Here is a 24,764-nt window from a genome sequence, read left to right on the forward strand (position 1 = left end):
AGCGAGGGTTCATCCGCGTGCCGGTAGACCAACCGGCCTGGATGGACCAGGGCCTGCGTTAGACTTGGCGGCAGACCCGGTCGGAATCGCGCTGCAGCAGCAAGCGCCTGCCAGAAGGCTGATCGGCCATCGATCCCCACCCAAGACCTCCGGCCAGTTTCCGGCCACCCCGAGCAGCGCTCATCACCGAATACAGACAGCCATGGCCCAGTACGTCTACACCATGAACAAGGTCAGCAAGACCGTGCCGCCCAAGCGGCAGATCTTGAAGGACATTTCCCTTTCCTTTTTCCCCGGCGCCAAGATCGGCGTGCTGGGCCTGAACGGCTCGGGCAAGTCTTCGCTGCTCAAGATCATGGCCGGCGTCGACAAGGAGTTCGAAGGCGAGGCGATCCCGATGCCCGGCCTCACGATCGGCTACCTGGAGCAGGAGCCCAAGCTCGACCCCAACCACACCGTGCGCGAGTCGGTCGAGGAAGCCATGGGCGAGGTCAATGCGGCCAAGGCCCGGCTCGAGCAGATCTATGCTGCCTATGCCGAGCCCGACGCCGACTTCGACGCGCTCGCAGCCGAGCAGGGCGAACTCGAGGCCGTGATTGCCGCTGCCGGCACCGACTCCGAGCACCAGCTCGAGATCGCCGCCGATGCCCTGCGCCTGCCCCCCTGGGACGCCAACATCGGCGTGCTGTCGGGCGGCGAGAAGCGTCGCGTGGCGCTGTGCAAGCTGCTGCTGTCCAAGCCCGACATGCTCTTGCTCGACGAGCCGACCAACCACCTGGACGCCGAGTCGGTGGAATGGCTGGAAGTCTTCCTGAAGCGCTTCTCGGGCACGGTCGTCGCGATCACCCACGACCGCTATTTCCTCGACAACGCGGCCGAGTGGATCCTCGAACTCGACCGCGGCCGCGGCATTCCGTGGAAGGGCAACTACAGCACCTGGCTCGAACAGAAGGGCGAACGCCTGGCGCAAGAGCAGAAAAGTGAAGAAGCCCACGCCAAGGCGCTGAAGAAGGAACTCGAATGGTCGCGCCAGAACCCCAAGGCGCGCCAGGCCAAGAGCAAGTCGCGCCTGGCCCGCTTCGAGGAACTGTCCGACTACGAATACCAGAGGCGCAACGAGACGCAGGAGATCTTCATTCCCGTGGCGGATCGCCTGGGCAACCAGGTGTTCGAGTTCAAGAACGTCAGCAAATCCTTCGGTGACCGCCTGCTGATCGACAACCTGAGCTTCGAGGTCCCGGCCGGCGCCATCGTCGGCATCATCGGCCCGAACGGCGCCGGCAAGTCCACACTCTTCAAGCTGATCGCGGGCAAGGAGAAGCCGGACAGCGGCGAGGTGGTGGTCGGCCAGACGGTCAAGATGGCTTTCGTCGACCAGAGCCGCGACGCGCTCGCCAACGAGAAGACGGTGTGGGAAGACATCTCGAATGGCCTCGACATCATCAACGTCGGCAAGTTCCAGATGGCGAGCCGCGCCTATGCCGGCCGCTTCAACTTCAATGGCGCCGACCAGCAGAAGAAGGTCGGCACGCTCTCCGGCGGCGAGCGCGGCCGGCTGCACCTGGCCAAGACCCTGATCGCCGGCGGCAACGTGCTGATGCTGGACGAGCCTTCGAACGACCTGGATGTCGAGACGCTGCGCGCGCTCGAAGACGCCCTGCTGGAATTCGCCGGTTCGGTGCTCGTGATCAGCCACGACCGCTGGTTCCTGGACCGCATCGCGACCCACATCCTCGCGGCCGAGGGCGACAGCCAATGGACCTTCTTCAACGGCAACTACCAGGAGTACGAGGCCGACAAGAAGAAGCGCCTCGGCGAGGAAGGTGCGAAGCCGCATCGGATGCGCTTCAAGGCGTTGAAGTAAGAAACCGCGTGCGCTGACACGGCGCCGGCCTGAAATCCGCGCCCGACTTCCGTGTCGGCGCGCTGACGGACCAAGGCAGCGCAAGCTCCTGCGGCCGGAGCGCCGAGCTTCTCAGGGATCGGGAGCCGCATGGGCGCACGCCATGTGCGCCGCTCCGGTGAATCGATCTGTCTAAGCGCCCGCCTGCGGCATTCGCGCCAGCACCCGCTTGCGCACCGCATAGATGTTGTTGCGCAGCGCGTAGAGCTCTTCGGCATACGACAGCGGCACGGCCACCTTGTTGACTACGCGGTCGAGGTTGTCCAGCTCTTCGATGAGCGCCTGGCGCTCGCCCTTGCCGGCGTCCAGCTTGTTCTCGACCTCTCGCAGCCGCGCGTACCAGCGGAACACGCGCCGGCGCACCCGGAACTGATAGAGCGGCGGTACCACGCGGCTCAAGGGCAGCATCAGCACCAGCAAACCGCCCAGCACCAGCCACATGCGTTCCACCAGGTTGCTCGCCCAGAACGGCAGGTAGCGCTGCCAGAAGGGCGGCGTGCCGTTGATGGCACGGTCGCCCTCGGGGCTGACCGGCAACTCGCTGGTGCGCGTGTTCGGGAAGTCGCGCGCGCTGTTGAACCAGCCGGCGCCGCTGTGGAGGGTCTGCGCGCTTTGCGCGAAGAGCTGGCGCAGGGCAGGGTGCGTCTTCTCGCTCGCCAGCAGCGAGGTGGTGGCTGCGAGCAGCGGCTCGTCATGCGGCGGCAGGTCGGTCGCCAGATCGACCACGCCGCGCGGCAGCGTGACCGGCTTCAGGAAAGCGAAGCGGCGCGCGTACGCGTCGCTCTGGTCGAACGCCATGAGGCGGATGTCCGGCGCGCGCAGCAGCCGCTGCACCAGCGGCGACTGCGGCGCCGAGGCCAGCACGATCACGTCGAGCAGCCCGGCCTGCAGCGCCTCCGTGGCTGGCGTCTGCTCGAGGTTGGACAGCTGCAACGATTGCGGCTCCATGTGGTTGGCGTGAAACATTCGTTCCATGATCTCGGGCACGCCGCTGCCGGGCTTGTCGACATTGACGCGCAAGTCCTTGAACTGGGCGAGCGAGCTCAGCCGGCCCGTCTTGCGGTCGATCGCGCGGGCCGCGTCGGCGCGGTAGAAGAACCACAGCGGCTCGTAGAACAGGCTGCCCAGCGACGTGAGCCCCGCCTCCTCGTCGGCCACCGGATCGGCGCTGCCGCCGCGCACGAAGCCGACGTCTGCGCCGCCGCTGCGCAGCAGCTGCAGGTTGTCCTGCGAGCCGTCGGTGGTCTTGAGCACGACCTCGATCCCATTCGCCTTGAGCGCCGCCGCGTAGCGATTGCCGAACTCGGCATAGGCGCTGCCGGCGGGGCCGGTGGCGAGCGTCACGCGCTTGGGCGGCTGTGGGTCCAGCCACCAGTAGGCAGCGATCAGGAGGCCGATCACGAGGAACACCACCGGACCGGCGGAGGCGATCAGGTCACGGATGGAGAGAAGGATGAGGCGGAGGGTGCGGGGCATTCGGTGGGCAGGTAGGGTTCCGGCGCGCTGGGCGCACGGCAGCGCATTTTGATTGGCTTTTTGTGCGCACTCGGTTACAAATCGCGTGCGAATTTCCAGGGAGCCGAAAAATGAGAATTAAAAGGTCCAGGGACCTCCTGGCCAGCAGCGCGCGCAGTGTTGTCGATGCCGAATCGCTGAACGAGTGGGTTCAGGGACCGGTCCGAGCCGTTCTTCCTCATGGGGCGATGCTGTGCGGGCAATCAGTTCCGCACTCGGGCGGCTATGCTGCGATCCAGGCCTGGAGCTTTGGTGTTCCACCTGCGTACCGGGCCAAGATCGCCTGTGCGGGCGGCAACGCTCGCAGCCCGATCCTCACGCGCTTGATGCACATCGGCGGACCGGTCTTCTTCGACGAAGACGATGAGCGCACGGACTTCGATGCGACATGGCGAAGCAACTTCAGGCTCGCCGGCTGGCGCAACGTGCTGGGTTTGGCCCACAGGGAGGGCGAGGGCGATCAGCTGCTGTTCACCTCGGCAGCCTTTTACAACGTGAGCTCAAGAATGGAAGCACACGGCCGGGCGCTTCAGCAGATGGTGATGCCGCACCTGCATGCTGCACTAAGCCGTGTCTATCAAGCGCAAACTGAAGTTGAATCTCCTGCGGCGACGTCTGAGCCGACCCTCGCTCCCGCTGAGCGCGCGATCGTCGACCTGCTGCTGCAAGGCAAGACGAACAAGGAAATCGGCAAGCGGCTCGGGAGGAGCGCCGAGACCATCAAGCATCGGCTCTCGTTGCTGATGCGAAGACTTGATGTGAGGAACCGGACCGAGTTGGCGCGTCTGATCTCGCGAAACGAAGTGGGTTCATCCGGTCAACCACCACGTCCAACTCCTGACGAATGAAGGATTAGGCGCTGGAGTATCCCAGGGGGACTCGACTGTGCTGAAACGGCGGCAAGTTGAAGCGGAGTTCCGTTAGCAGATTGCCTGCATGGCGTCAATACACCCGATCGGGTGTATTGGACGCGTGCCGCGCCATGGCTAAAGTTGACGCTCTTGAGCTCGTAGGGGCGGCTCAGCCTCAAAGCAAGAAGTCATGGGCAATTCTCCAGACAAATTGATGCTGCTGATCAGGGCCATGGTGGTCATGCTGGCGCTTGGGTTCGTGTTGATCGAGATCAGCCAATGGTTTCTTCCATTTGTGTCTCCTTGGGAGTTTGTCGTTTCTTACGTAGTCGGTTCTGCGATCGCTTTTTTGCTGGTCGTTTTGGGGATTTTTGCTGTGTCAGTTTGGAGAACGTTGTTCAGGTGAGCTAATTTGAGTTTGACTGCCAACGCTGCTCAATCTCAGGGGAGTTTCTCTCCTGGGTCTTTGGGGAAGAAAATACGGGGTATGAATATTGTAAATCTAGGCTCACCAAGTTTTCAATTATGATGGTCTTCGAGTTCTCGCCCGAAGCGAAATTCAACCTGTGCTCCGAGGCGAGGCGCCTCCCTAATTCGGCGCCGCTGGTTTTGCGAGATGGCATTAAGATTCTATGGCGTCGGCTTTGTGTGTGCGGCGCACCTGTTGATTAACCAATTTGGCAGCCCTGCTGCGGATGCGAAGATGAAGAAAGGAGGATTTAAAGGTACTTAAACTTGTCGCAGATTTTCTTATCGTCCTTCGCTCTTGATAAGTACATGCGGCCTCGTAAGTTCTGTTTCTTGTTCGCGGCACATAATTTGGTGCGCTGCTTCATCGTATTCTTAGGTAAATTCAATTTATGAGAAAAATTGCAGAAGCGATAACCGAGATCAAAAAAACACCCATGAGAGTTTTGACAGCGGAAGAGGTCAAATTGGTTACCGGCGGCGACGATGGTGGAAGTTGCAGCGCCGTCGGCGATTGTGGAAGCGTTAGCGGTAATAGCGATGCCAGCGCAGGCACACTCGGCACCATCACAGTAACGGACTCGGCAGCACTGGGTACGGCCGTTGGCGGCGCCGGAGGGCTTGCTGCCGTACTTACTGGCTCCGCAGGAGCGATGGGTGTCGGGGATGCTATAGCCGTGGGCGGCGTTCTAGGTGGTGCACTTGGTATTGCAAGTGCGATGATTACTGCAGCCATTGCCGCCGCGATCGCTGCAATTCCTACAAACCCAAACATCCCCGCACTGGGCAATCCGATGGGCGATCCGTCGCCCGGTGGGCCGTAATTTGGCGCAAATCAAAGAATGACAAGCGGTGGTTTCAACGGGAAAGGCGGTTTGACACCACCGTGTCTGCACAAGATGCAGTGTCGCTGCTTTGCAAAAATGTCGATAATTTTACTGCTTTTTCTCCTGGATTCCTGGATTGTCTCTGCTGGTGCGGCACAAATTACGTTAAGAAGTTCTTCGATTTTTGTGAATGGAAGGCTTGTTCGCGGTGATTTTGATTACTTTGAAAACTTGATGAAACAGGACCACAACGTCAGCCATGTTGTATTTGAGGACTGCTTCGGTGGTTATGTTGACGAAGGCGTGAAGATTGGCGAATTGATTCGTCTGAAGAGGCTTTCTACAATTGCAAAAGGGCAAGTCCAGTCGTCCTGTGCGTATGCCTTTTTGGCGGGCATCAGTCGAAAATTTGACTCGAGTTTTGGAGTGCATTTGATTCTTCTCCATGCCACGAGCAATGAAAATGCCGAAAAAGACATTGCCGCTCAAGCGAATGTTGCTTTAATCCCATATCTCAAAATCTTATCGAGTGAGAGATTGACGTCTGAGATTTTGAGCTTGGTGAGGCAATCAACTCTGCCGTTTCAAGGCGTTGTCTTTGTGCGTGAGAACTGGATTGTCGTGAATACAGAAAAGGTGGCTTACTGCGATGGTCTGGAGCGTGGAAATTTTAAAAATTGTATTGTTCTGCCTCACGTGGATGCCTTGCATTTGGGGGTGGTGACTGAGAGCAAATAGTGAGCAGATAAGCGTGATTAGATTTTTCGGATTTCGACAATTGATGAGGATCGTTCTGTACTTCGCGAGGCGATCTCTTCCTTTCTTACCCGTCACTGCTGCTATTATTTATTTGGCTTATAGATTAATTCATCGATTCGGGTAAAGAACGCCAAAGCGACTCAATATAAAACCGTTATAGATCATGGAGCGGAACTCCTTTAATGAGGATGCGCTTTTTCGTCGCGAGGTCTTTGTGGCGCGCGAAAAAGCTTGGCTCGGAGAGATCGTCCTGAGCCGCCCTCTTTCATTCACCGTGCTTTCTATCGGCTTGGCCGTGCTCGCTGCGAGCCTGCTTCTTTACATGGTCTTCGGTCAATACACCCGAAAGATTCGCGCGAGCGGTTACGTGGTACCGAACGTCGGCGTGATCAAAGTGACTGCTTCACAAGCCGGCATCGTGACGCGGCTCTCGGTGGTGGACGGTCAACATGTTGCGCTCGGCGAAACATTGGCCGTTCTGAACTCCGAGCGCTTTACCAAGGCTGGCGACGCTTCGACCGAGGTCGACAAGCAGCTCCAACTCCGCAGCGCCTCATTGAGGCTGGAGCGCGCCAAGCTCGATGAACTCCACGACCGGCAGCGCAAGGCACTCGGCGATCGGCTCGCCAATCTGCGGACCGAGTTGGCGCAGGTGCGATCGGCCGTGTCGCTTCAGGAAGACCGGGTTCGGCTGACCGACCAGATGCTCGCCAAGCAGCGCGAGCTGCAGGTTGCGGGCTTCGTCTCCAACATGGCGCTGCAGCAGAAGGAACAAGAGCGCATGGCCGATCTGGCGTCGCTCGAATCGATTCGACGCAACGAGACCGGCTTGCTGCGCGACCTGCACGCGGTGGAGGCCGACGTCGCATCGTTGCCCGCAAAGCATCTCAATGAGCTGGCGGCGATCGATCGCGGTCTTTCTTCGATCGAGCAGGATCGCGTCGAGAACGAATCTCGGCGCGAACTGCTGCTGAAGTCACCCCAGGCTGGGGTGGTGACCGCAATCCTGACGGACCAGGGCAAGCTGGCCGTGCCTGGCCAGCCTTTGCTGAATCTCATCCCCGAACGATCCGAATTGCAGGCGGACGTGTACTTGCCTTCGAAAGCCGCCGGCTTCGTGCGCATGGGGACCCGCGCCCTCTTGCAGTTCCAAGCTTTCCCCTATCAAAAGTTCGGCAGCCACGAAGCTCGCGTGATCAAGATGTCGCGGGTGGCCGTGAGCGGAGCGAGTTGCCCTACCCGCCAACGACCGCCGTGCCGGGCGAGCTGTTCTACATCGCAAGCCTCGCACTCGAGAAGAAGACGGTCTTGGCCTACGGCAAGGAAGAACCGCTTCAGCCGGGCATGGGCTTCGATGCCAACCTGATCCTCGACACGCGCACCCTGCTCGAATGGATATTCGAGCCGCTGTTCTCCATCGCGGGCAACTGGATTCACTGACCCACGATGCTCGACGGTCTTCAATTCGGCTTCGGCCGCAAGCTGCGCCTGGTTCTGCAGACCGAGGCTGCCGAATGCGGCCTGGCATCGCTTGCGATGGTGGCGGGCTACCACGGCTACGACACGGATCTGCCGAGCTTGCGTGCCAGGTACGCCATTTCTCTGAAAGGCGCAACGCTGGAGCAGTTGATGAAGATCGCGGAGGCGCTGGGGTTTCAAACCCGCCCCTTGCGGCTCGGGCTGGAAGATCTGGACAAGCTGGCGACGCCCTGCATCCTGCACTGGGACCTCAAGCATTTCGTCGTGCTCCAGCGTGTGCGTCGCGGGTTCATCGACATCCTGGACCCCGCACATGGCTCGCGAACCCTGAAGCATGACGAGGCCGGGCGCTCGTTCACGGGCATCGCTTTGGAGATGGCTCCGGGCCTTTCGTTCCAGCCACGCAAGGAGCGGCAGCAACTGCGGCTTGGTGCGCTTCTGACAAAGGCACGAGGTCTGCGTCGGTCGCTCGTGCAGGTATTCGCCCTCGCGGCGGCGCTGGAAGTGTTCGGCCTGGTGGTGCCCTTCTTCTCGCAATGGGTGATCGACGACGTCCTGGTCTCGGGCGACGCGGATCTGCTCGTGGTCCTGATCGCCGGCCTGGTGCTCGTGGGCAGTTTCCAGGTGGCGGCCGGCTGGGTACGCGCCCGGGTTCTCCTGTACCTGACGACCACATTGAATCTGCACTGGACGAGCAGCAGTTTCGCGCATCTGCTGCGCCTGCCCATGGCCTGGTACGAAAAGCGGCATCTCGGGGATGTGGTCTCGCGCTTCGGGAGCATCAACGCGCTGCAGCAAGCGCTGACCGGCGGCATGGTGGGGGTCGTCATCGACGGCATCATGGCCACGCTCACGTTGGTCGTCATGCTGTTCTACAGCCTGCAGCTGGCCGCCGTCGCCGGAGGCGTGGTTCTGCTTTACACCGTGATTCGCCTTGTGCGCTATGGCGCACTGCGCAGCGCCAGCGGCGAGCAGATCGTGCGCTCCGCCAAGCAGCAGAGCCACTTCATGGAAAGCGTACGCGGCATTCAGGTGCTCAAGCTCTTCAACCGCGAGGAAGACCGGCAGCGCCGGTACATGAGCCTCGCCGTCGCGAGCACCAATGCCGGATTGGCGGTGCAGCGGCAAATGATGTTCTTCGGTTCGCTCAACGCCATGCTGATGGTGTTGGAGAACGCCGCCGTGTTGTATCTCGGCGCACGGCTCGTCCTGGGTAGCCAGCTGTCGGTCGGCATGCTGATCGCGTTCCTCGGCTACCGCACGCAGTTCGTCAGCCGGGCGTCTGCCTTGGTGGACCAGATCCTCTCGTTCAAGATGCTGGGCCTGCAAACCGAGCGGCTCGCCGACATCGTGTTGGCCGAGCCGGAATCGGTGCGCGATGCGGCTCTTCATCGGTCGCAGGAAGGCATTGCCGCTTCCATCGAACTGCGCAACGTCAGCTTTCGGTATGCGCCCGAGGATCCATGGGTCCTGAAGGATGTGAGCTTGAAGATCGAGCCCGGTGAATCGGTGGCGATCGCCGGCCCTTCGGGTTGCGGAAAGACGACCTTGCTCAAGCTCATTCTGGGACAACTGGAGCCCCAGGAGGGCAGCGTCTGCGTGGGCGGGGTTCCGCTGCGCCAGCTCGGCCTACGGCACTACCGTGAGCAGATCGGCGTGGTCATGCAGGACGATCGCCTGTTCGCCGGTTCGATCGCCGAGAACATCAGCCTGTTCGATGCCCAACCCGATCACGCCCGCATCGAAGAAGCCGCGCGACTGGCCTCGGTGCACCATGAGATCGCCCGAATGCCGATGGGCTACAGCACCCTTGTCGGGGACATGGGAAGCGCGCTGTCGGGTGGGCAGCGTCAGCGCGTCGTGCTGGCGCGGGCGCTGTACAAGCGCCCGCGGATTCTGCTGCTGGACGAAGCGACGAGCCATCTGGACACGATTACCGAAAGCGTGGTGAACGGCGCGGTGCAGCAGTTGGACATCACGCGCATCGTCATCGCCCATCGTCCGCAGACCCTGGAAGCAATGGGACGTGTGATCCATCTGCTCCCCCTGCGATCCTCTTCATCGTGAACTCATCGAACGTTTAAAAAGTGAAAGCCGCAATGCAACGGACTTTCTGGAACTCCGCGCAGCGCGTTCTCGAAAGCTCAAACGCGTGCTGGTGCTCCCGACTCGACGGCAATGCACAGCAAACGCTCTGAACCCAATGGAGTTTCAACACACCCCGACGGTATGGATGGACTCGCTCGATCTGAAATATGGTTCTTCGCGCGCTAGAGGCCGGGAAGCGTCTGCCATTAGCGGCGCTGCGTTGAGGCATAGCGTCGCAGCACAGAATGATCAGCCTTGCAATCCAATCGCGATACCCAATGTAGATATTCCCAGCTATCCCAGCTTGTTTGCCAAACTGTTCGGGTATTGACGTCCACTTCGTCTCACTGCGCAGCAAGGACTTCAATGTCAGTGACGAGAGAATGCCGCCGGAGGATCCTCCTGGCTGCGGCATCGACGATTGCCCTGAAAGTCGGAGCGCAAGCGTCCGCGCAGTCGGATGAACTTGTCGAGGAGGTGACCCGCTTCCCATTGGTGGATGGAGATATCACCTACGAATTGGAAATGACGCTGATGCGTCCACCGACGATCGACAACAGGATGCCGGTCCTGGTGATGAACCATGGCGTCCCCTCCAACAAGAGGCAGGCAGCAGTGCTCCGTCGCGCGAGGCCGATCTCGCAAGCTCGGCTCTTCGTCTCAGCCGGCTTTGTCGTTGCGATTCCGATGCGGCGCGGCTACGGCCAGTCCGAGGGTGGCATGCCTTCTTTTTCCTGCGACATCCATCAGACGGCATGGGAGGAGCCCAAGGACATTGAGGCCGCAGTACGACATCTGCAGTCGCTTCCATTCGTGAGGCCCGATGCGCTCGTGCTGCTTGGAGTATCGGCCGGGGCGTTGGCATCTTTTGCCGCTGCGGCAAGAATCGGTCACGCGGTATTGAGCGTGATCAACTTTTCCGGAGGCAGACGACTGAGAGGGCCAATGGCCAGAGATTGCTATCCGCAGGAATTGCTCTCGGCCTTCTCCAGATTCGGTGCGGAAGTATCCGTGCCCACGCTGTGGCTGTATTCTCCCAACGACGTGGTATTTCCTGCGCCTCTTGTCGCCGAGTGCCTCAGCCTTTTCAGAGCATCGGGTGGCAAGGCCGAGTTCGCTGAAGTGCCGACCTATCGCGGTGATCCTCACGATGTCTTCTCCAACGCCGATACGATGCCGATCTGGGCCGCGAGAGTCCGGTCGTTTCTGGGTGATCGGTCCATCAAGGTCCAGAAAGTCAGTTGACTATCCATTCCTGGATGCTGATGTCCGGGCAGGGCCGGGTGCTGATCGCTATCCTGGCAGCCATCGGGGAACCGGGTTCAGGTCGAAGGCTTGCGCCGGGCTTCGCTCGCGATCGAGGGTCGCTTTCTGGATGAGTACCTGATGTCTGCGATGGAGAAGGGCGGTTAGCCCAACTCCGAAGCGCTCGGAAAAACACTCGCTCCGATCCGCACCGTGCGCGCCGCCTGCACCGCCCGCAGCGTCGCCCGCGCCACCACTTCCGCAGCCATCGTCCCCAGCACCGTCATCCCCGGCGCGTCGCCCTCGAGCGGCACGCGGCCGGTGGCGAGCGCGAACAGGGTGTCTCCGTCGCTCATCGTGTGGACGGGATTGATCGCGCGAGCCAGTCCGTCGTGGGCTACGGACGCAAGGCGGTTGGCTTGCACCTTGGTGAGCACCGCATCGGTCGCGATCACGCCCAGCGTGGTGTTGGTGCCCGCCAGCAGCGGCTGCGGCAGCTCGCCACGCAGTAGCGCGCGCCGGGTGTCGAGCAGCGCACGGCCGTCCTCGGTGCGCGCGCCGGCCACGACCTGCGCGGTGTCGGGGTCCAGCACGTCGCCAAGCGCGTTGCACGCGATCAGCGCGCCGACCGTCACGCCCTTGACCGTGACCGAGGCGGTGCCGATGCCGCCCTTCATCGCCCGGTCCAGGCCGAAGAGCTTGCCCACCAGCGCGCCGCTGCCGGCACCCACGTTGCCCTCGGCCGGCGCAGCCTTCGATGCGGCCTCGCAGGCCGCATAGCCTGCGGCGGCATCGGGCCGGATGCGCGCGTCGCCGAGCGGCAGGTCGAAGAGCACGGCCGCCGGCACGATCGGCAAGGTGCCGAAGCGCACGTCGAGACCGATGCCGCGCTCCTCGAGCCAGCGCATCGCACCCTCGGCCGCCGCCAGGCCCCAGGCGCTGCCGCCGGCGAGCATCACGGCATGCACTTGCTGGACGAAGTTGCCGGGCGCGAGCAAGTCGGTCTCGCGCGTGCCGGGGGCCGCGCCGCGCACGTCCACGCCGGCTACCGCGCCGTCGCGCGCGAGGATCACGGTGCAGCCCGTGGGCCGCCGCGGATCGCTGAAGTGGCCGACCTCGATGCCGGCGACGTCGGTGATGGCGCCGGCGTGCGGTGCCGTGAAAGAGGAGGAAGAAGAGGGCTGAGGGGACATCGCCGACGATTATGGAACCGCCGGCCCGACAACTCAGGCGCGTTTCGCCTGCCCGGCGCCCGCGCGCCCCAGTTCGCCGCGCGCCTGCCGCAGCACCGACCAGCCGCCGCTGAGCGCCAGCGCCGCCATCGCAGCGCCCACAGCGAGGTCGGGCCAGGGCGTGCCGGTGCCCAGCACGCCGAGTGCCGCGAGCATCACCGCCACGTTGCCGATGGCGTCGTTGCGCGAGCACAACCAGACGCTGCGCATGTTGGCATCGCCCTCTCGGAAGGCATAGAGCATCAGCGCGACCGCCACGTTCACGCCCAGGGCCAGCGCGCCCACCAGCCCCATGGTCAGCGCCTCGGGGGGCAGGCCTTGCGCTGCCGACCACAAGGTCCTGCCGGCCACGAAGAGGCCGAAGCCCACCATGCTGACGCCCTTGAGCAGGGCCGCGCGGGTGCGCCAGGCCAGGCCCATCGAAAGCACGGCCAGGGTCACGCCATAGTTGGCCGCATCACCGAAGAAGTCGATCGCGTCGGCCAGTAGCGAGACCGAGCCCGAGCGGAAGCCGGCGCCGATTTCGACCGCGAACATGAGCGCGTTGAGCGCCAGCGCCACCCACAGCACCCGCCGGTAGCGGGGCGTGTCGGAGGCCGATGGATGTTCGTGGTCGTGATCGTGTTCGCAGCAGTTCGCCGACATGGTTTCTCCAGTGATGGCACGATTGGAAAGGTTGAAGTCACTGGAAGGTCAAGCCATGCCTGTCGCAAACCCGCCCATGGAGCAGGGTTACCGCATCGGGGAGGCCGCCGCTCGAAGCGGCCTGAGCGCCACCAATATCCGCTACTACGAGAAGGAGGGCCTGGTCGAGCCGCAGGCCCGCGGCGACAACAGCTATCGCCTGTACACGGATGCCGACGTGCATCGGCTGAGATTCATCCGCCTGTGCCGCGCGATGGACATGTCGCTGGAAGAGGTGCGGGCGCTGCTCAGCCTGGACCTGCGCAGCAAGGCCGATTGCGCCGCGGCCAACGTGGCGCTCGATGCGCACCTCGGCCACGTGCGTGAGCGCCTGCGCGAGCTGCGCTCGCTCGAGAAGGACCTCATCGCGCTGCGCGACTGCTGCGACGGCAGCGATACGCACTGCCACATCATCGAGGCGCTGCATGCGCGCGCCGATGCGCAGCCTTCGGGCGAGGCGCGCGGGACGCGCGCCACCCGCCACGTCTAACGCCGCTCAGCGTTTCGACGGCGCCGGCAGCGGCATGCGGCGCTCGCGCATCAAGTCACGCAGCAAGCCCGGGTCGTCGGTGATGAGGCCGTCGACCTTCCAGTCCATCAGCTTCGCCATGTCGGTGCGCTGGTTCACCGTCCAGGGCACCACCTGGAAGCCCAGCGCCTGCGCCTCCTGGACTTGCGCGGCCGTGAGGTCGTTGAAGGCCGGCGACCAGATCACCCGGCCAGGGCTGTTGCCGACGGCGGCCTTCACCAGGCGGGGCGCCGAGCCGAAGTCCTCGAGCCGCAGGCCCGAGGTCCAGCGCGGGTCCTTGAGCGTGCGGCCGGTCGTGAGGTAGGCGCGCTGCAGTTGCGGCGCCCATTGGCCGACCAAGGCCAGGGTGCGCCAGTCGAAGCTCTGCACGGTCACGCGCGAAGCCATGCCGGCCTTGTCGATCTCGGCGAGGAGCGCGCGCACCATCGGGGCCGGTGCGGCCGTCTCCTCGGGCCGGCCGGGGTCCAGCTTGGTTTCGATGTTGAAGCGGACCTGCTCCGCGCCGCGCGCGCGCACCCGATCGAAGAGCGCAGCCAGCGTCGGAATGCGCTCGCCGTCGCGCGGCATCTGCAGTGGGAACTGCTTGCCGTAACTCGTCGCCGGGTCGATGCGGCCGACGTCATAGGCCTGCAGCTGCGAGAACGTCAATGCGTGGATCGCCGGGCCCTTGGCGGTCAGGAAGTTTCCGTTCGCATCGCGTGTGTGGTCGGGGTTGAGTGCCGTGTCATGCGAGATCACCACCACGCCGTCGGCCGTAAGCCCGATGTCGAGCTCGAGCGTGGTGACACCCATGTCCATCGCGTTGTCGAAGGCAGCCAGCGTGTTCTCCGGGGCGAGGGCGCGGCCGCCGCGGTGCGCTTGAAGGTCGAAATCGCGCGCCGCACCTGGGCCCAATGCGGAGCAGCCCGCGAGCAGCAGTGCCGCAGCCAGCCATGCCGCGGGCCAGCGAAGCGATGCCTGTTGGGGGAACTCCGCGGAACCGGCTGCGGCGGGTTGCCGGTGTTGCGCCCGGCGAGGCGGGGTACGGCCACACGAAATCGGCAAGCCGGAGGAAGAGCTCATAGCAATGCCACCTTGATGCCATCCTGTTGCACCGTGATGTCACCGATCTCGTAGGTCTTGCGGCCCACCGTGAGCTCTTCGGCGGTGAAGGTGCGCAGCGGCTGGTCGCGCAGCAGCTCCTGCGCGACCACCGCGCCGATCTGCTGCAGGCGCTCGGCATCGCGCCCCGTCACGCCTTGCAGCTCGAGCCGTTCGGCCTTGGGCTGGTCGAGCCGCAGTGCACGCGCCGGTGCGTCGTACTTGAGCGCACTGCTCACGGAGACCACGCCCTCGACGGTCGAAGGCCGCAGGAGCGGACTCGCGATGCTCAGCACGGCCGTGATAGCCGCGCGGTTGGCGCGGGCGTCCAGGCCCAGTTGCGGATCGCGCAGGCCGACGGTGAAGATCTCGGCATAGCGCTGCTGCACCGGGAAGCGCTTGGCGATCTGCGCCTGCAGTTCTTCGCGGGTGGCGGTGTATTCGCTGGTGAAGAAATTGAAGCCGGCCAGCGCAGCGAAGGGCGCCGGCGCGGCAGCGGCGCCCAGCAGGGCGCGCAGAAGAAAACGGCGGGAGAGCGGCAGGAAGGAGCGGTACTGCATACCGCTGCGAGCTTGCCACAGCCCGCTCGGTTCCCTCAGTCGTGCAGTGATGAAAGGAACTGTTTCAGCTCGGGCGTCTGCGGATCGCCGAACAGCTCGGCCGGCGGTCCCATCTCGTGCACGCGCCCCTGGTGCATGAAGATCACGCGGTCGCTGACCTTGCGGGCGAAGCTCATCTCGTGCGTCACCATCAGGAGCGTCATGCCTTCGTCGGCCAGCGACTCGACCACGCGCAGAACCTCGCCCACCAGCTCGGGGTCGAGCGCGGAGGTGATCTCGTCGCACAGCAGCACCGCCGGCTCCATCGCCAGTGCGCGCGCGATGGCCACGCGCTGCTGCTGGCCGCCGGAGAGCTGGTCGGGCATGGCGTCGAACTTCTGCTCCAGGCCCACCCGGGTGAGCAGCTGGCGGGCCTGCTGCGCGGCCTCCGCACTGCTGCGCTTCTTCACCAGCGTCGGCGCCAGCATCACGTTCTTGCCGACCGAGAGATGCGGGAAGAGGTTGAAGCTCTGGAAGATCATGCCCACGTGCTGCCGCAGCTCGCGCATGGCCATCGCGCTCTCGTGCAGGAGCGGCTTGCCGTCGACGGCGAGCGACCCTTCCTGGAACACCTCGAGGCCGTTGATGCAGCGAAGCAGCGTGCTCTTGCCCGAGCCGCTCTTGCCGATGATGGCAATGACCTCGCCACGCCGGACCTCGAGGTCGATGCCCTTGAGCACCTCGTTGCTGCCGTAGGATTTGCGCAGCGCGGTGATGCGGACGATGGGCGCGCCGCCGGCGGCCGCAGCGGCGGAGGGAGCTTCAGCGACGAGCGCCATGGATCTTCCTTTCGAGGTTCTTGGCGTACAGGCTCACGGGAAAGCACAGCGCAAAATAGAGCAGGGCGACGCAGCTGAAGACCACGAAGGGCTTGAAGGTTGCGTTCGAGATCATGCTGCCGGCTTTGGTCAGTTCGACGAAGCCGATCACCGATGCCAGCGCGGTGCCCTTGATCACCTGCACCAAAAAGCCCACGGTGGGCGCGATGGCGATGCGCGTGGCCTGCGGCAGGATCACGTGGCGCATCTGTTCCCCGAAGCTCAGGGCCAGGCTGCCCGAGGCCTCCCACTGGCCCTTGGGAATGGCGGCCACGCAGCCGCGCCAGATCTCGGTGAGGAAGGCGCTGGTGTAGAGCGTCAGCGCCACCGAGGCCGCCGTCCAGGCCGAGACCTCGATGCCGAAGAGTGCGATGCCGAAGTAGGCCAGGAACAATTGCATCAGCAGCGGCGTGCCCTGGAACAATTGGACGTAAAGGCCGATCAGCCGTTCGGCCAGCCGCCCGCCCGACAGGCGCAGGAACAGCAGCAGGCCACCCACCACGCCGCCGCCGACGAAGGCGATGAGCGACAGCACGACGGTCCAGCGCAGGGCCAGCAGCAGGTTGCGCAGGATGTCCCAGAGGGAGAACTCGACCACCTGCTACCTCCCGAAGAAGAACTTCGGCCCTGCCCAGTTGAGCAATCGCCGTGCGGCCACCGACAACGCCAGGTAGATGACGGTCGCGACGATGAAGGCCTCGAAGGCGCGGAAGTTGCGGCTCTGGATCAGGTTGGCCGCGTAGCTCAGCTCCTCGGTCGAGATCTGGCTGCACACGGCGGAGCCCAGCATCACGATGATGATCTGGCTCACCATCGCGGGCCAGACCTTCTTCATCGCCGGCGGGAGCACCACGCGCGTGAAGACCTGCACCTTGTTCAGCGCCAGGCTCACGGCGGCCTCGATCTGGCCGCGCGGCGTGGCCTCGATGCCGGCGCGGATGATCTCGGTGGCGTAGGCGCCGAGGTTCATCACCATCGCGATGATCGAGGCGGTCTCAGGCGAAAGCTTGAAGCCGGCCGCCGGCAGCCCGAAGAAGATGAAGAACAGCTGCACGATGAAGGGCGTGTTGCGGATCAGCTCCACGTAGCTGCCGACGATCCAGCGCAGCCAGCCCGGCCCGCTCGCGCGGGCCCAGGCGCAGGCGATGCCGACCACCATGCCGATCAGCGTGGCGATGAGCGTGAGGCCCAGCGTCCACAGGATGCCCCTGGCCAGCAGCGGCCACTGGCCGAGCACGGCCCCGAAGTCGAACTCGATGCCCATGGCTGTGCCGGGTCAGAGCGGCAGGTCGCCGGCTTCCTTGCCGAGGAACTTCTTCGACATCGCATCCAGCGTGCCGTCCTTCTTTGCGGCCGCGATGATCTCGTTGACCTTGGCCTTCAACGCGTCCTCGCCCTTGGCAATACCCACGAAGCAGGGGCTGTCCTTGAGCAGCAGCTTGTACTCGGCGCCCAGCTGCGGGTTCTTCTGCATCATGTTGCCGGCGACCGCGGCGCTGGTGGCGATGGTCTGCGTCTGGCCGGCGACGAAGGCGGCGATGGTGGCGTTGTTGTCCTCGAAGCGCTTGTAGTCGACATTGGCCGGCGCCACCTTGGCGAGCTCCTGGTCTTCCATGGCGCCGCGGGTCACGGCCACGCTCTTGCCGGCCATGTCGGCGAAGCTCTTGATGCTCAGGCCCTTCGACGCATACACGGCCTGGAAGAAGGGCGCGTAGGCGGCGCTGAAGTCGATCACCTTCTCGCGCTCGGCGTTCTTGCCGAGCGTCGAGATCACGAGGTCGGCCTTCCGGGTCTGGAGGTAGGGGATGCGGTTGGCGCTGGTGACGGGTACCAGCTCGACCTTGACGCCGAGCTTGGCGGCGATGAGCCTGGCCATCTCCACGTCCAGGCCCTGGGGCGCCATGTCGGGGCCGACGAAGCCGTAGGGCGGGTAGTCGGTGGGGATGGCGACCTTGAGGGTCTTGGCCTTCAGCACATTGTCGAGCGCGCTCTGGGCATGGGCGCCGCCGGTGGCGAACAGGGCGGCCGAGGCGAGGGCCAGCGCGAACTGGCGCTTCGAGATCTTCATAACAGGGCTCCTAGGTAGGTCGATGAATCGTCGGGTGAAGGGGCGGCGCCGGAGGCCTTGCGTCGACTGCGGGTACGCAAGACCTGTGCCTCGGCCTCGGCATGGTGCGCCGTGCCTTGAAGTGGTGCGAGCGCGTTGCGCAATTGGGCCAGCGGATCGGTCTGGCTCGGCACGCGCAGGGCCGACTGCACCGTGCCGATGTGCTCGTTCATCAGCGCCTCGGCAGCGGCCGCTTCGCCCCGCTCCAAGGCGGCGACGATGCGCACATGGTCCTCGCAGGACTGCGCTGCGTCGTGCGAGGACTGGTAGAGCATGGCGATCAGCGTGGTGCGCGCGGTGAAGTCGCGCAGCGTGTCGGCGAGCAGCGAGTTGCCCAGGCACTCGGCCAGGCACACATGGAAGTCGCCCAGCAGGTAGCTGCGCGTGCCAACGTCGCTGCCCTTGAGCGCGGCCTTCTCGCGCTGAAGGTGCGCCTTGAGGGCGCGCAGCTTGTCCTTGCCGATGGGGCCGGCGCTGCGGATCAGGCCGGACTCGATCACGCGGCGTGCCTCGAAGGCTTCGCGCGCCTCGTCCTGCGAGGGCTCGATCACGTACCAGCCGCGCCGCGCGCTCACGGTCACGATGCCGCGTGCCGCCAGGCGCGTGAGCGCCTCCCGCACGATGGTGCGGCTGCAGTCGAACAGCATCGCGAGCTGCTGCTCGCCCAGGCGCGCGCCCGGGGCGAGCTTCTGCGCCATCACCGCTTCGACGATGCGTGCACTGATTTCCGGAGCGGCGATGGACATGGTCCTGCATACCAGCAGCTTCCGTGCCAACTGGTATGCAAGATGTGTGCACCGATCGTGCGCACGGCGCGGCAGGATCAGTCCATCCGGGCGCCCGAGGCCTTGACGGCCTTTTCCCAGCGCGGGGTCTCCGCAGCCAGAAAACGGGCGAAGTCCGCGCTGCCCAGGAAAGCCGGGTCGGCGCCCTGGCTGGTCATGCGCTCGCGCACCTCCGGGTTGCTCAGCACCTGGCGGAAGGCGTCATCGAGCTTCGCGATCACATCCTTCGGCGTGCCGGCGGGAGCGAGAAAGCCATAGAAGCCGACCACCTCGAAGTCCTTGATCCCGGCTTCCATCACGGTGGGGATGTCGGGAAGGGCCGGGTTGCGCGTGGCGCTGGTCACCGCGAGCGCGCGCACCTTGCCCTGCTTGTGGTAGTTGGCCGCCTGCGGGATCGACTCGGCCATGAATTGCACCTGGCCGGCCATCAGGTCGGTGAAGGCGGGCGCGCTGCCGCGGTAGGGAATGTGGACCATGTAGAGGCCGGTCGCCGTCTTGAACATCTCCGGCACCAGGTGGCTGATGCCGCCGTTGCCCGCCGAGCCGTAGTTGATCTGCCCGGGGCGCGCCTTGGCGTAGCGCACGAACTCCTGCAGGTTCTGCACCGGCAGCTTGGGCGTGACCAGCAAGGCCAGCGGCTGCATCGCGGTGCGCGCGATCGGCGTGAAGTCCCGCAGGGTGTTGTAGGGCAGCTTGCTGTAGAGCGCGCCGTTGATCACGGCCACCCCGGTGTTGGCCAGCATGAGCGTGTAGCCGTCCGCCGGGCTCTTGGCCACCGCGTCCGCACCCACCGAGCCGCCGGCGCCGGGCTTGTAGTCGATCACCACCGGCTGGCCGAGCACGGCCTGTAGCTTGTCGCTGAGCAGCCGTGCGTGCTGGTCCAGCGGACCGCCCGCCGGAAAGCCGATCACGACCCTGATGGGCTTCTCGGGAAAGGCGGCCAGAGCCGCGGCCGAGGCCGCGATGCACCAGGCTGCGACCAGCGTCTTCTTCTTGCTGCCGTTCATGTTCGTCTCCTCGTTGCGAGGACGATCATAAACAGCGCAAGTTCAGGTCTTGAGCGTCGCCTTCAGCGTGATCTCGGGCACGTTGGCCAGCGCCTTCGAGAGCGGGCACCCGGCCTTGGCCCCGGCCGCGAGTTCCTGGAACTTGGCCTCGTCGATGCCGGGGACGGCGGCCTCGAGCTCGAGCTGGATGCGATCGATCTTGAAGCCCGGCCCATCCTTGGCAAGGCGCACCGCGGCTTGGGTGTCGATGCGGGTGGCGGTGAAGCCTGCGCCTTCCAGCGCAAAGGCCAGCGCCATCGTCAGGCAGCCGGCATGCGCCGCGCCGAGGATCTCCTCCGGGTTGGTGCCGGTCACATCGTCCTCGAAGCGGCTCTTGAAGCCGTAGGGATAGTTCTTGAGCGCACCGGTTTCGGTGCTGATCTGGCCCTTGCCGGTCTTGCCGGCGCCTTCCCAGTGAACACTTGCGCGCTTGTCTGCTGCCATGAAAGCTCCTCGGTGGATGGAGTTAAGAAGGACCGCCGTTGTACGGCAGAACCGCCTGGCTGTCTGTCGGCCGCGGGCGCGGTTCGGCAGCGCCCATCGCAGAGTCGCCGATGTGACGGCGTCGGGGCTTCCCCGATGCAGGCGGCGCGCGCCGCGTCGTAGGCTTGCCGGTCGCATTGGAGAGCCCATGGATCGCCCGCACTACAAGTTCTGGCCGCAGCGCCTGCCCCGCTCGATCACCATCCCGGTGACCTCGCTGTGGCACAACCTCGCCACCTCGGCCGAGCGCTTTCCCGACAAGGCGGCGCTGGTCTTCTTCGGCCGCGAGACCTCCTACCGCGAACTGGCCGAGCAGGTCGAGCGGCTGGCGGGCACGCTGCATGCGCTGGGCGTGAAGCGCGGCGACCGCGTGGTGCTGGACATGCAGAACTGCCCGCAGCTGGTGGTGGCGCATTTCGCCATCCTGCGCGCCAACGCGGTGGTGGTGCCGGTCAATCCGATGAACCGGGCCGAGGAGCTCAAGCACTACATCACCGATCCGGATGCCAAGGTGGCCATCACCACCGGCGACCTGGCGCCCGAGTTCGCCAAGGCCAGCGACGCGCTGGCCCCGGGCGAGCGCCTCGCGCATTTGATCGTCACCCAGTTCACCGACGCCTTCGATGCCGAGGTGCAGGGCGACGAGGCGCCACCGGCGGCCTGGCACGACTGGCTGCTCACGCGCCATCCGCTGCCCGCGCTGGCCGGCGGCCAGGCCATGGCCTGGAGCGACGCACTCGCCGCGGGCCACCCCCCGCCCGCGCACGTGGTGGGCGCGAACGACATGGCGCTCCTGCCCTACACCAGCGGCACCACCGGCCTGCCCAAGGGCTGCATCCACCATCATTCCAGCCTGATGCACAACGCCTATGCCTGCCAGCTCTGGGGGCTGTCGTCCTCGGAGACGGTGGTGCTGGCGGTGGTGCCGATGTTCCACATCACCGGCGTGGTGAGCGTGCTGCACACCATGATCATCAGCGCGGGCACACTGGTCATCATGCCGCGCTGGGACCGCGAGGTGGCGGGCCGGCTGATCTCGCGCCGCAAGGTGACGAGCTGGACCAACATTCCCACCATGGTGATCGACCTGCTGGGCAGCCCCAACTTCGCCAGCTTCGACCTGGGCAGCCTGGTCCACATCGGCGGCGGCGGCGCCGCGATGCCGCAGGCGGTGGCGCAGCGCCTCTACGAGCAGTACGGGCTCAGGTACGTGGAAGGCTACGGGCTCACCGAGACCGCGGCGCCCTCGCACACCAACCCCTTCGAGAACCCCAAGCAGCAGTGCCTGGGCATTCCCTTCATGAGCACCGACGCGCGCGTGGTCGACCCCGACACGCTGAAGGAGATGCCCATCGGCGAATCGGGCGAGATCATCATCCATGGGCCCGAGGTGTTCCAGGGCTACTGGAAGCGGCCCGATGCGACCGAGGCGGCCTTCGTCGAGTTCGAGGGCAAGCGCTTCTTCCGCTCCGGCGACATGGGCCGCATGGACGAGGACGGCTACTTCTTCATGACCGACCGCCTCAAGCGCATGATCAATGCCAGCGGCTTCAAGGTCTGGCCGGCCGAGGTCGAGCTGCTGATGTTCCGCCACCCCGCGATCCAGGAAGCCTGCGTGATCGCCACGAAGGATGCCTACCGCGGCGAATCGGTCAAGGCGGTGGTGGTGCTGCGCGCCAGCCACAAGAGCACCACCGAGCAGGAGATCATCGACTGGTGCCGCGAGAACATGGCGGTCTACAAGATTCCGCGCGCCGTGCAGTTCGTCGATGCGCTGCCCAAGAGCGGCAGCGGCAAGGTGATGTGGCGCTTGCTGCAGGAGGCGGAGAACAAGGGCTGAGTCGCCGCCGGCGCCGGCGGACGCGTCTTCAGGCCTTGAGCCACTCCCTGAGCTGCTTCGTGCGCTGCTCGGTGTGCTCGATCTGGCAGCCGAGCGAGACGATGTCACGCGCCGTGCCGCCCGCGTTGAGCATGTACTTGGCCCTGCAGTCGTTGTCGCGGAACTGGACCCATGCCCGCTGGGCCTGCTGCAGCAGCTTGCGGGTCGCGGCGTAATCGACGGTGTCGCCCTTGCCGGCGGGTTCGAGCGATTTCAACAGCGACTGGTAGGCGTCGTTGAGTTCACGGTCCTTGCGTGCCAGCGCCTGCTGGGCGCATTGGTTGATTTCGGTGGTGTTGCGGGTCCTGCACGGCTCCTGGGCGAGGACGATGCCGGGGAGCATGAGCAGGGCGGCGCCGAGGCAGGAGAGCTTCTTCATGGGGGTCTCCGCAATCACTGGTCGGAGCACCTATTTTGCGCCGCCGGGACCGGAATCGGGCATCCGCCCGATCCGTCTCATGCGTCGTGGATGAGACGGCGTCCGAGGCTGATCACGTCGTCCTGCGTGTAGCCGAGCTTGCGGTAGAAGGCGACGACCTCGGCATTCGACGAGCGCACGAGGAGGTTGATCTTGGGGCAGCCGCGCTCGATGAGCAAGCGCTCGGCCTCCTGCATGAGCGCGCGGCCGATGGCCATCCGCCGATGATCCGGCGAGACCGCGAGGTAATAGACCCAGCCGCGGTGGCCGTCGAAGCCCACCATCGCGGAGCCGAGCAGGACGCCGTCGCTGCCCGTGGCGACCAGGAAGAGCTCGGGCTGCTCGCCGAGCTTGCGCTGGATGTCGCGGCGAGGATCGTTCCACGGGCGCGTCAGGCCGCAGGCCTGCCAGAGCGCGATCACGCCGGCTTCGTCGGCGGGCTGAAAGGGTCGGATCTTCATCGGCCTGGAGAGGACGGAGACGGCGCCATGCGTCGGGCTAGGACTCGCCCTTGCCCCGCACCTCCGCCACCACGCGCGCGTGCCGCTGGAAGCTCCAGTAGGCGCTGGCCCAGTCCATCAGCACGACGATGCGGTTGCGGAAGCCGATCAGGAAATACGCGTGCGCGAAGAGCCAGAACAGCCAGGCCAGCCGGCCCGAGAAGCGCAGCGGTCCGAGCGGCGTGCCGAGGTCGACCACGGCCGAGTTGCGTCCGATGGTGGCCAGATTTCCATAGTCGCGGTAGCGGAACGGAACCGTCTTCTTGCCCGCGATGCGGCGCAGGATGTTGGCCGCGGCGGCACGGCCCGCCTGCTTGGCGCCGGGCGAGACGCCGGGCACCGGCGTGGGTTCCTTGCCGGGCCGGTAACTCATGGCCGCCGCTAGGTCGCCCACCACGCTGATCTCCGGATGGCCGGGCAGGCTGAGGTCGGGCAGCACCTTCACGCGGCCGGCGCGGTCGCATTCGGCGCCGGTGGCCGCGGCCAGCAGTCGGCCCAGCGGCGACGCGGCCACCCCGGCAGCCCAGATCACGCAATGGCAGGCGATGCGGTGAGTGCCGGTGCCGGCGCCGCCGTCGCTGAAGGGGGACTCGACCTCCAGCCCGCCGGGCGTGACCGCCGTCACGCGGGCGTTGAGGCGCACCTGCACGCCCAGCTTCTGCAATTGTTCGAGTGCGCGCTGGCTCAGGACCTCGGGCATGGCCTGCAGCACGCGCGGGCCGCCTTCGATCAGCAGCACCTCGGCCGAGTGCGGGTCGATGCGGCGGAACTCGCCTTTCAGCGTATGGCGCGCGATCTCGGCCAGGGTGCCGGCCATCTCCACGCCGGTCGGGCCGGCGCCGATCACGGCGAAGGTGAGCAGGGCGCGCTGACGGGCCGGATCGGGTTCGACCTCGGCCGCCTCGAAGCTCATCAGGATCCGGCGCCGGATCTCGAAGGCATCCGCCAGGGTCTTGAGGCCGGGGGCCATGCGCGACCAGTCGTCGTGGCCGAAGTAGCTGTGGGTTGCACCAGCGGCCACGATCAGGTGGTCCCAGGGCAGGCGGGTGCCGTCGGCCAGCTGCACGTCGCGCGCGGCGGGATCGATCTGCGTCACCTCCCCGAGCAAGGTGGTGATGTTGGGCTGGCTTCGGAACAGGAGGCGAGTCGGCGCGGCGATCGAGGGTGCTGCCAGGCCGGCGGTCGCGACCTGATAGAGCAGGGGCTGGAACAGGTGGTGGTTGGTCTTGTCGACGATGGTGATGTCGACCGGCGCGTTCTGCAGTTTGCGCGCCGCCTCGAGGCCGCCGAAGCCGCAGCCGATGATCACGATGCGGGGGCGGCTTGGGGAGGGGCGGGTACTCATGCGCCGGATGATACGCAGCCGCCGTGCAGCCCCCGGCATCTTGTGCCAAAGTGTTGCGTTCGACCGGGCGCCGCGCTGCGGGCCCTTGTCCTACGGCGCCGGCCTCGGTGCATGGGCTAAAACC

At 65.1% G+C, this 24,764-nt stretch carries 25 protein-coding genes; 10 read left to right on the forward strand and 15 right to left on the reverse strand.

All coding sequences use genetic code 11. From position 1 onward, the window contains the following. The first annotated feature begins 202 nt into the window (after positions 1-202). Positions 203-1,864, forward strand: coding sequence for an energy-dependent translational throttle protein EttA (ettA, locus tag J2739_RS14840; protein WP_309902894.1), 1,662 nt, complete (start codon positions 203-205; stop codon positions 1,862-1,864). Positions 1,865-2,035: 171 nt separating this feature from the next. On the opposite strand, the gene J2739_RS14845 is transcribed toward ettA, so the two are convergent. Then, the gene (locus J2739_RS14845) at positions 2,036-3,379 is read right to left on the reverse strand and encodes a TAXI family TRAP transporter solute-binding subunit (protein ID WP_309902896.1); all 1,344 of its coding nucleotides are present in this window, start codon (positions 3,377-3,379) and stop codon (positions 2,036-2,038) included. A 110-nt stretch (positions 3,380-3,489) separates the two neighbouring features. On the opposite strand from J2739_RS14845, the gene J2739_RS14850 reads away from it, so the two are divergent. The 7 genes from J2739_RS14850 (at position 3,490) to J2739_RS14880 (ending at position 11,135) form a co-directional block, all read left to right on the forward strand. Then, positions 3,490-4,266, forward strand: a complete 777-nt coding sequence (locus J2739_RS14850; protein WP_309902898.1) for a LuxR family transcriptional regulator — start codon at positions 3,490-3,492, stop codon at positions 4,264-4,266. Between the two features lie 193 nt (positions 4,267-4,459). Further along, complete coding sequence (locus tag J2739_RS14855; protein WP_309902900.1) at positions 4,460-4,675, forward strand: hypothetical protein; 216 nt, start codon at positions 4,460-4,462, stop codon at positions 4,673-4,675. Between the two features lie 454 nt (positions 4,676-5,129). Further along, positions 5,130-5,561, forward strand: a complete 432-nt coding sequence (locus J2739_RS14860) for a hypothetical protein (protein WP_309902902.1) — start codon at positions 5,130-5,132, stop codon at positions 5,559-5,561. Positions 5,562-5,579: 18 nt separating this feature from the next. Continuing rightward, positions 5,580-6,302: a hypothetical protein gene (locus J2739_RS14865; RefSeq protein WP_309902903.1), complete on the forward strand. Its 723-nt coding sequence runs from the start codon at positions 5,580-5,582 to the stop codon at positions 6,300-6,302. Between the two features lie 184 nt (positions 6,303-6,486). Beyond that, positions 6,487-7,689, forward strand: coding sequence for an HlyD family secretion protein (locus tag J2739_RS14870; RefSeq protein ID WP_309902905.1), 1,203 nt, complete (start codon positions 6,487-6,489; stop codon positions 7,687-7,689). 80 nt (positions 7,690-7,769) lie between these two features. Then, positions 7,770-9,869: a peptidase domain-containing ABC transporter gene (locus J2739_RS14875; protein ID WP_309902907.1), complete on the forward strand. Its 2,100-nt coding sequence runs from the start codon at positions 7,770-7,772 to the stop codon at positions 9,867-9,869. Positions 9,870-10,256: 387 nt separating this feature from the next. Continuing rightward, positions 10,257-11,135 carry an alpha/beta hydrolase gene (locus J2739_RS14880; RefSeq protein WP_309902910.1) on the forward strand — a complete coding sequence of 293 codons (879 nt, stop codon included), beginning with the start codon at positions 10,257-10,259 and terminating at the stop codon, positions 11,133-11,135. A gap of 164 nt (positions 11,136-11,299) precedes the next feature. On the opposite strand, the gene J2739_RS14885 is transcribed toward J2739_RS14880, so the two are convergent. Together J2739_RS14885 and J2739_RS14890 are read right to left on the reverse strand one after the other, a co-directional pair. Further along, a complete protein-coding gene (locus J2739_RS14885; RefSeq protein WP_309902912.1) occupies positions 11,300-12,328 on the reverse strand; it encodes a P1 family peptidase in 1,029 nt (342 codons plus the stop codon). Between the two features lie 33 nt (positions 12,329-12,361). Further along, complete coding sequence (locus J2739_RS14890) at positions 12,362-13,012, reverse strand: cation efflux transmembrane domain-containing protein (RefSeq protein WP_309902915.1); 651 nt, start codon at positions 13,010-13,012, stop codon at positions 12,362-12,364. Between the two features lie 55 nt (positions 13,013-13,067). Here J2739_RS14890 and J2739_RS14895 point away from each other — a divergent pair, with 55 nt between their 5' ends. Continuing rightward, positions 13,068-13,541, forward strand: a complete 474-nt coding sequence (locus J2739_RS14895; RefSeq protein ID WP_309902916.1) for a Cd(II)/Pb(II)-responsive transcriptional regulator — start codon at positions 13,068-13,070, stop codon at positions 13,539-13,541. A 6-nt stretch (positions 13,542-13,547) separates the two neighbouring features. On the opposite strand, the gene J2739_RS14900 is transcribed toward J2739_RS14895, so the two are convergent. The 9 genes from J2739_RS14900 to J2739_RS14940 all read right to left on the reverse strand — a co-directional run bounded on the left by J2739_RS14900 (position 13,548) and on the right by J2739_RS14940 (position 20,459). Continuing rightward, positions 13,548-14,642, reverse strand: a complete 1,095-nt coding sequence (locus tag J2739_RS14900; RefSeq protein WP_309902918.1) for a glycerophosphodiester phosphodiesterase — start codon at positions 14,640-14,642, stop codon at positions 13,548-13,550. After that, a complete protein-coding gene (locus tag J2739_RS14905; RefSeq protein WP_309902920.1) occupies positions 14,639-15,220 on the reverse strand; it encodes a DUF1439 domain-containing protein in 582 nt (193 codons plus the stop codon). Before J2739_RS14905 ends, J2739_RS14900 begins: the two co-directional genes overlap by 4 nt. 35 nt (positions 15,221-15,255) lie before the next feature. Beyond that, positions 15,256-16,038, reverse strand: coding sequence for an amino acid ABC transporter ATP-binding protein (locus J2739_RS14910; protein WP_309902922.1), 783 nt, complete (start codon positions 16,036-16,038; stop codon positions 15,256-15,258). Continuing rightward, positions 16,022-16,675: an amino acid ABC transporter permease gene (locus tag J2739_RS14915; protein ID WP_309902924.1), complete on the reverse strand. Its 654-nt coding sequence runs from the start codon at positions 16,673-16,675 to the stop codon at positions 16,022-16,024. Before J2739_RS14915 ends, J2739_RS14910 begins: the two co-directional genes overlap by 17 nt. A gap of 3 nt (positions 16,676-16,678) precedes the next feature. Continuing rightward, positions 16,679-17,341 carry an amino acid ABC transporter permease gene (locus tag J2739_RS14920; RefSeq protein ID WP_309902925.1) on the reverse strand — a complete coding sequence of 221 codons (663 nt, stop codon included), beginning with the start codon at positions 17,339-17,341 and terminating at the stop codon, positions 16,679-16,681. Between the two features lie 12 nt (positions 17,342-17,353). Continuing rightward, a complete protein-coding gene (locus tag J2739_RS14925) occupies positions 17,354-18,145 on the reverse strand; it encodes a transporter substrate-binding domain-containing protein (protein WP_309902927.1) in 792 nt (263 codons plus the stop codon). Next, positions 18,142-18,930, reverse strand: a complete 789-nt coding sequence (locus J2739_RS14930) for a GntR family transcriptional regulator (protein WP_309902929.1) — start codon at positions 18,928-18,930, stop codon at positions 18,142-18,144. Before J2739_RS14930 ends, J2739_RS14925 begins: the two co-directional genes overlap by 4 nt. 77 nt (positions 18,931-19,007) lie before the next feature. Then, positions 19,008-19,976 carry a Bug family tripartite tricarboxylate transporter substrate binding protein gene (locus tag J2739_RS14935; protein ID WP_309902931.1) on the reverse strand — a complete coding sequence of 323 codons (969 nt, stop codon included), beginning with the start codon at positions 19,974-19,976 and terminating at the stop codon, positions 19,008-19,010. Positions 19,977-20,018: 42 nt separating this feature from the next. Further along, positions 20,019-20,459, reverse strand: a complete 441-nt coding sequence (locus tag J2739_RS14940) for an OsmC family protein (RefSeq protein WP_309902932.1) — start codon at positions 20,457-20,459, stop codon at positions 20,019-20,021. A 187-nt stretch (positions 20,460-20,646) separates the two neighbouring features. Between J2739_RS14940 and J2739_RS14945 the strand changes: the two genes are divergently transcribed. Continuing rightward, a complete protein-coding gene (locus J2739_RS14945; protein WP_309902934.1) occupies positions 20,647-22,338 on the forward strand; it encodes a long-chain fatty acid--CoA ligase in 1,692 nt (563 codons plus the stop codon). A 28-nt stretch (positions 22,339-22,366) separates the two neighbouring features. On the opposite strand, the gene J2739_RS14950 is transcribed toward J2739_RS14945, so the two are convergent. From J2739_RS14950 to J2739_RS14960, 3 genes are all read right to left on the reverse strand, one after another. Further along, positions 22,367-22,756, reverse strand: coding sequence for a lysozyme inhibitor LprI family protein (locus J2739_RS14950; RefSeq protein WP_309902936.1), 390 nt, complete (start codon positions 22,754-22,756; stop codon positions 22,367-22,369). A 77-nt stretch (positions 22,757-22,833) separates the two neighbouring features. After that, positions 22,834-23,256, reverse strand: coding sequence for a GNAT family acetyltransferase (locus J2739_RS14955; protein WP_309902938.1), 423 nt, complete (start codon positions 23,254-23,256; stop codon positions 22,834-22,836). Between the two features lie 37 nt (positions 23,257-23,293). Next, a complete protein-coding gene (locus J2739_RS14960; protein ID WP_309902940.1) occupies positions 23,294-24,640 on the reverse strand; it encodes an NAD(P)/FAD-dependent oxidoreductase in 1,347 nt (448 codons plus the stop codon). Positions 24,641-24,764 lie beyond the last annotated feature (124 nt).

Origin of the sequence: Variovorax soli (genome assembly GCF_031454625.1) — a bacterium.
GTDB lineage: Bacteria > Pseudomonadota > Gammaproteobacteria > Burkholderiales > Burkholderiaceae_C > Variovorax > Variovorax soli_A.

Excerpts from the sequence above, each read along its gene's own strand:
- J2739_RS14895 (WP_309902916.1), top strand. The coding sequence starts at position 13,068 with ATGCCTGTCGCAAACCCGCCCATGGAGCAGGGTTACCGCATCGGGGAG.
- J2739_RS14870 (WP_309902905.1), top strand. The coding sequence starts at position 6,487 with ATGGAGCGGAACTCCTTTAATGAGGATGCGCTTTTTCGTCGCGAGGTC.
- J2739_RS14880 (WP_309902910.1), top strand. The coding sequence starts at position 10,257 with ATGTCAGTGACGAGAGAATGCCGCCGGAGGATCCTCCTGGCTGCGGCA.
- J2739_RS14945 (WP_309902934.1), top strand. The coding sequence starts at position 20,647 with ATGGATCGCCCGCACTACAAGTTCTGGCCGCAGCGCCTGCCCCGCTCG.
- J2739_RS14875 (WP_309902907.1), top strand. The coding sequence starts at position 7,770 with ATGCTCGACGGTCTTCAATTCGGCTTCGGCCGCAAGCTGCGCCTGGTT.
- J2739_RS14925 (WP_309902927.1), bottom strand. The coding sequence starts at position 18,145 with ATGAAGATCTCGAAGCGCCAGTTCGCGCTGGCCCTCGCCTCGGCCGCC.
- J2739_RS14950 (WP_309902936.1), bottom strand. The coding sequence starts at position 22,756 with ATGAAGAAGCTCTCCTGCCTCGGCGCCGCCCTGCTCATGCTCCCCGGC.
- J2739_RS14865 (WP_309902903.1), top strand. The coding sequence starts at position 5,580 with ATGACAAGCGGTGGTTTCAACGGGAAAGGCGGTTTGACACCACCGTGT.
- J2739_RS14935 (WP_309902931.1), bottom strand. The coding sequence starts at position 19,976 with ATGAACGGCAGCAAGAAGAAGACGCTGGTCGCAGCCTGGTGCATCGCG.
- J2739_RS14855 (WP_309902900.1), top strand. The coding sequence starts at position 4,460 with ATGGGCAATTCTCCAGACAAATTGATGCTGCTGATCAGGGCCATGGTG.
- J2739_RS14955 (WP_309902938.1), bottom strand. The coding sequence starts at position 23,256 with ATGAAGATCCGACCCTTTCAGCCCGCCGACGAAGCCGGCGTGATCGCG.
- J2739_RS14960 (WP_309902940.1), bottom strand. The coding sequence starts at position 24,640 with ATGAGTACCCGCCCCTCCCCAAGCCGCCCCCGCATCGTGATCATCGGC.
- J2739_RS14905 (WP_309902920.1), bottom strand. The coding sequence starts at position 15,220 with ATGCAGTACCGCTCCTTCCTGCCGCTCTCCCGCCGTTTTCTTCTGCGC.
- J2739_RS14850 (WP_309902898.1), top strand. The coding sequence starts at position 3,490 with ATGAGAATTAAAAGGTCCAGGGACCTCCTGGCCAGCAGCGCGCGCAGT.
- J2739_RS14885 (WP_309902912.1), bottom strand. The coding sequence starts at position 12,328 with ATGTCCCCTCAGCCCTCTTCTTCCTCCTCTTTCACGGCACCGCACGCC.
- J2739_RS14900 (WP_309902918.1), bottom strand. The coding sequence starts at position 14,642 with ATGAGCTCTTCCTCCGGCTTGCCGATTTCGTGTGGCCGTACCCCGCCT.
- J2739_RS14860 (WP_309902902.1), top strand. The coding sequence starts at position 5,130 with ATGAGAAAAATTGCAGAAGCGATAACCGAGATCAAAAAAACACCCATG.
- J2739_RS14940 (WP_309902932.1), bottom strand. The coding sequence starts at position 20,459 with ATGGCAGCAGACAAGCGCGCAAGTGTTCACTGGGAAGGCGCCGGCAAG.
- J2739_RS14930 (WP_309902929.1), bottom strand. The coding sequence starts at position 18,930 with ATGTCCATCGCCGCTCCGGAAATCAGTGCACGCATCGTCGAAGCGGTG.
- ettA (WP_309902894.1), top strand. The coding sequence starts at position 203 with ATGGCCCAGTACGTCTACACCATGAACAAGGTCAGCAAGACCGTGCCG.
- J2739_RS14890 (WP_309902915.1), bottom strand. The coding sequence starts at position 13,012 with ATGTCGGCGAACTGCTGCGAACACGATCACGACCACGAACATCCATCG.
- J2739_RS14910 (WP_309902922.1), bottom strand. The coding sequence starts at position 16,038 with ATGGCGCTCGTCGCTGAAGCTCCCTCCGCCGCTGCGGCCGCCGGCGGC.
- J2739_RS14845 (WP_309902896.1), bottom strand. The coding sequence starts at position 3,379 with ATGCCCCGCACCCTCCGCCTCATCCTTCTCTCCATCCGTGACCTGATC.
- J2739_RS14920 (WP_309902925.1), bottom strand. The coding sequence starts at position 17,341 with ATGGGCATCGAGTTCGACTTCGGGGCCGTGCTCGGCCAGTGGCCGCTG.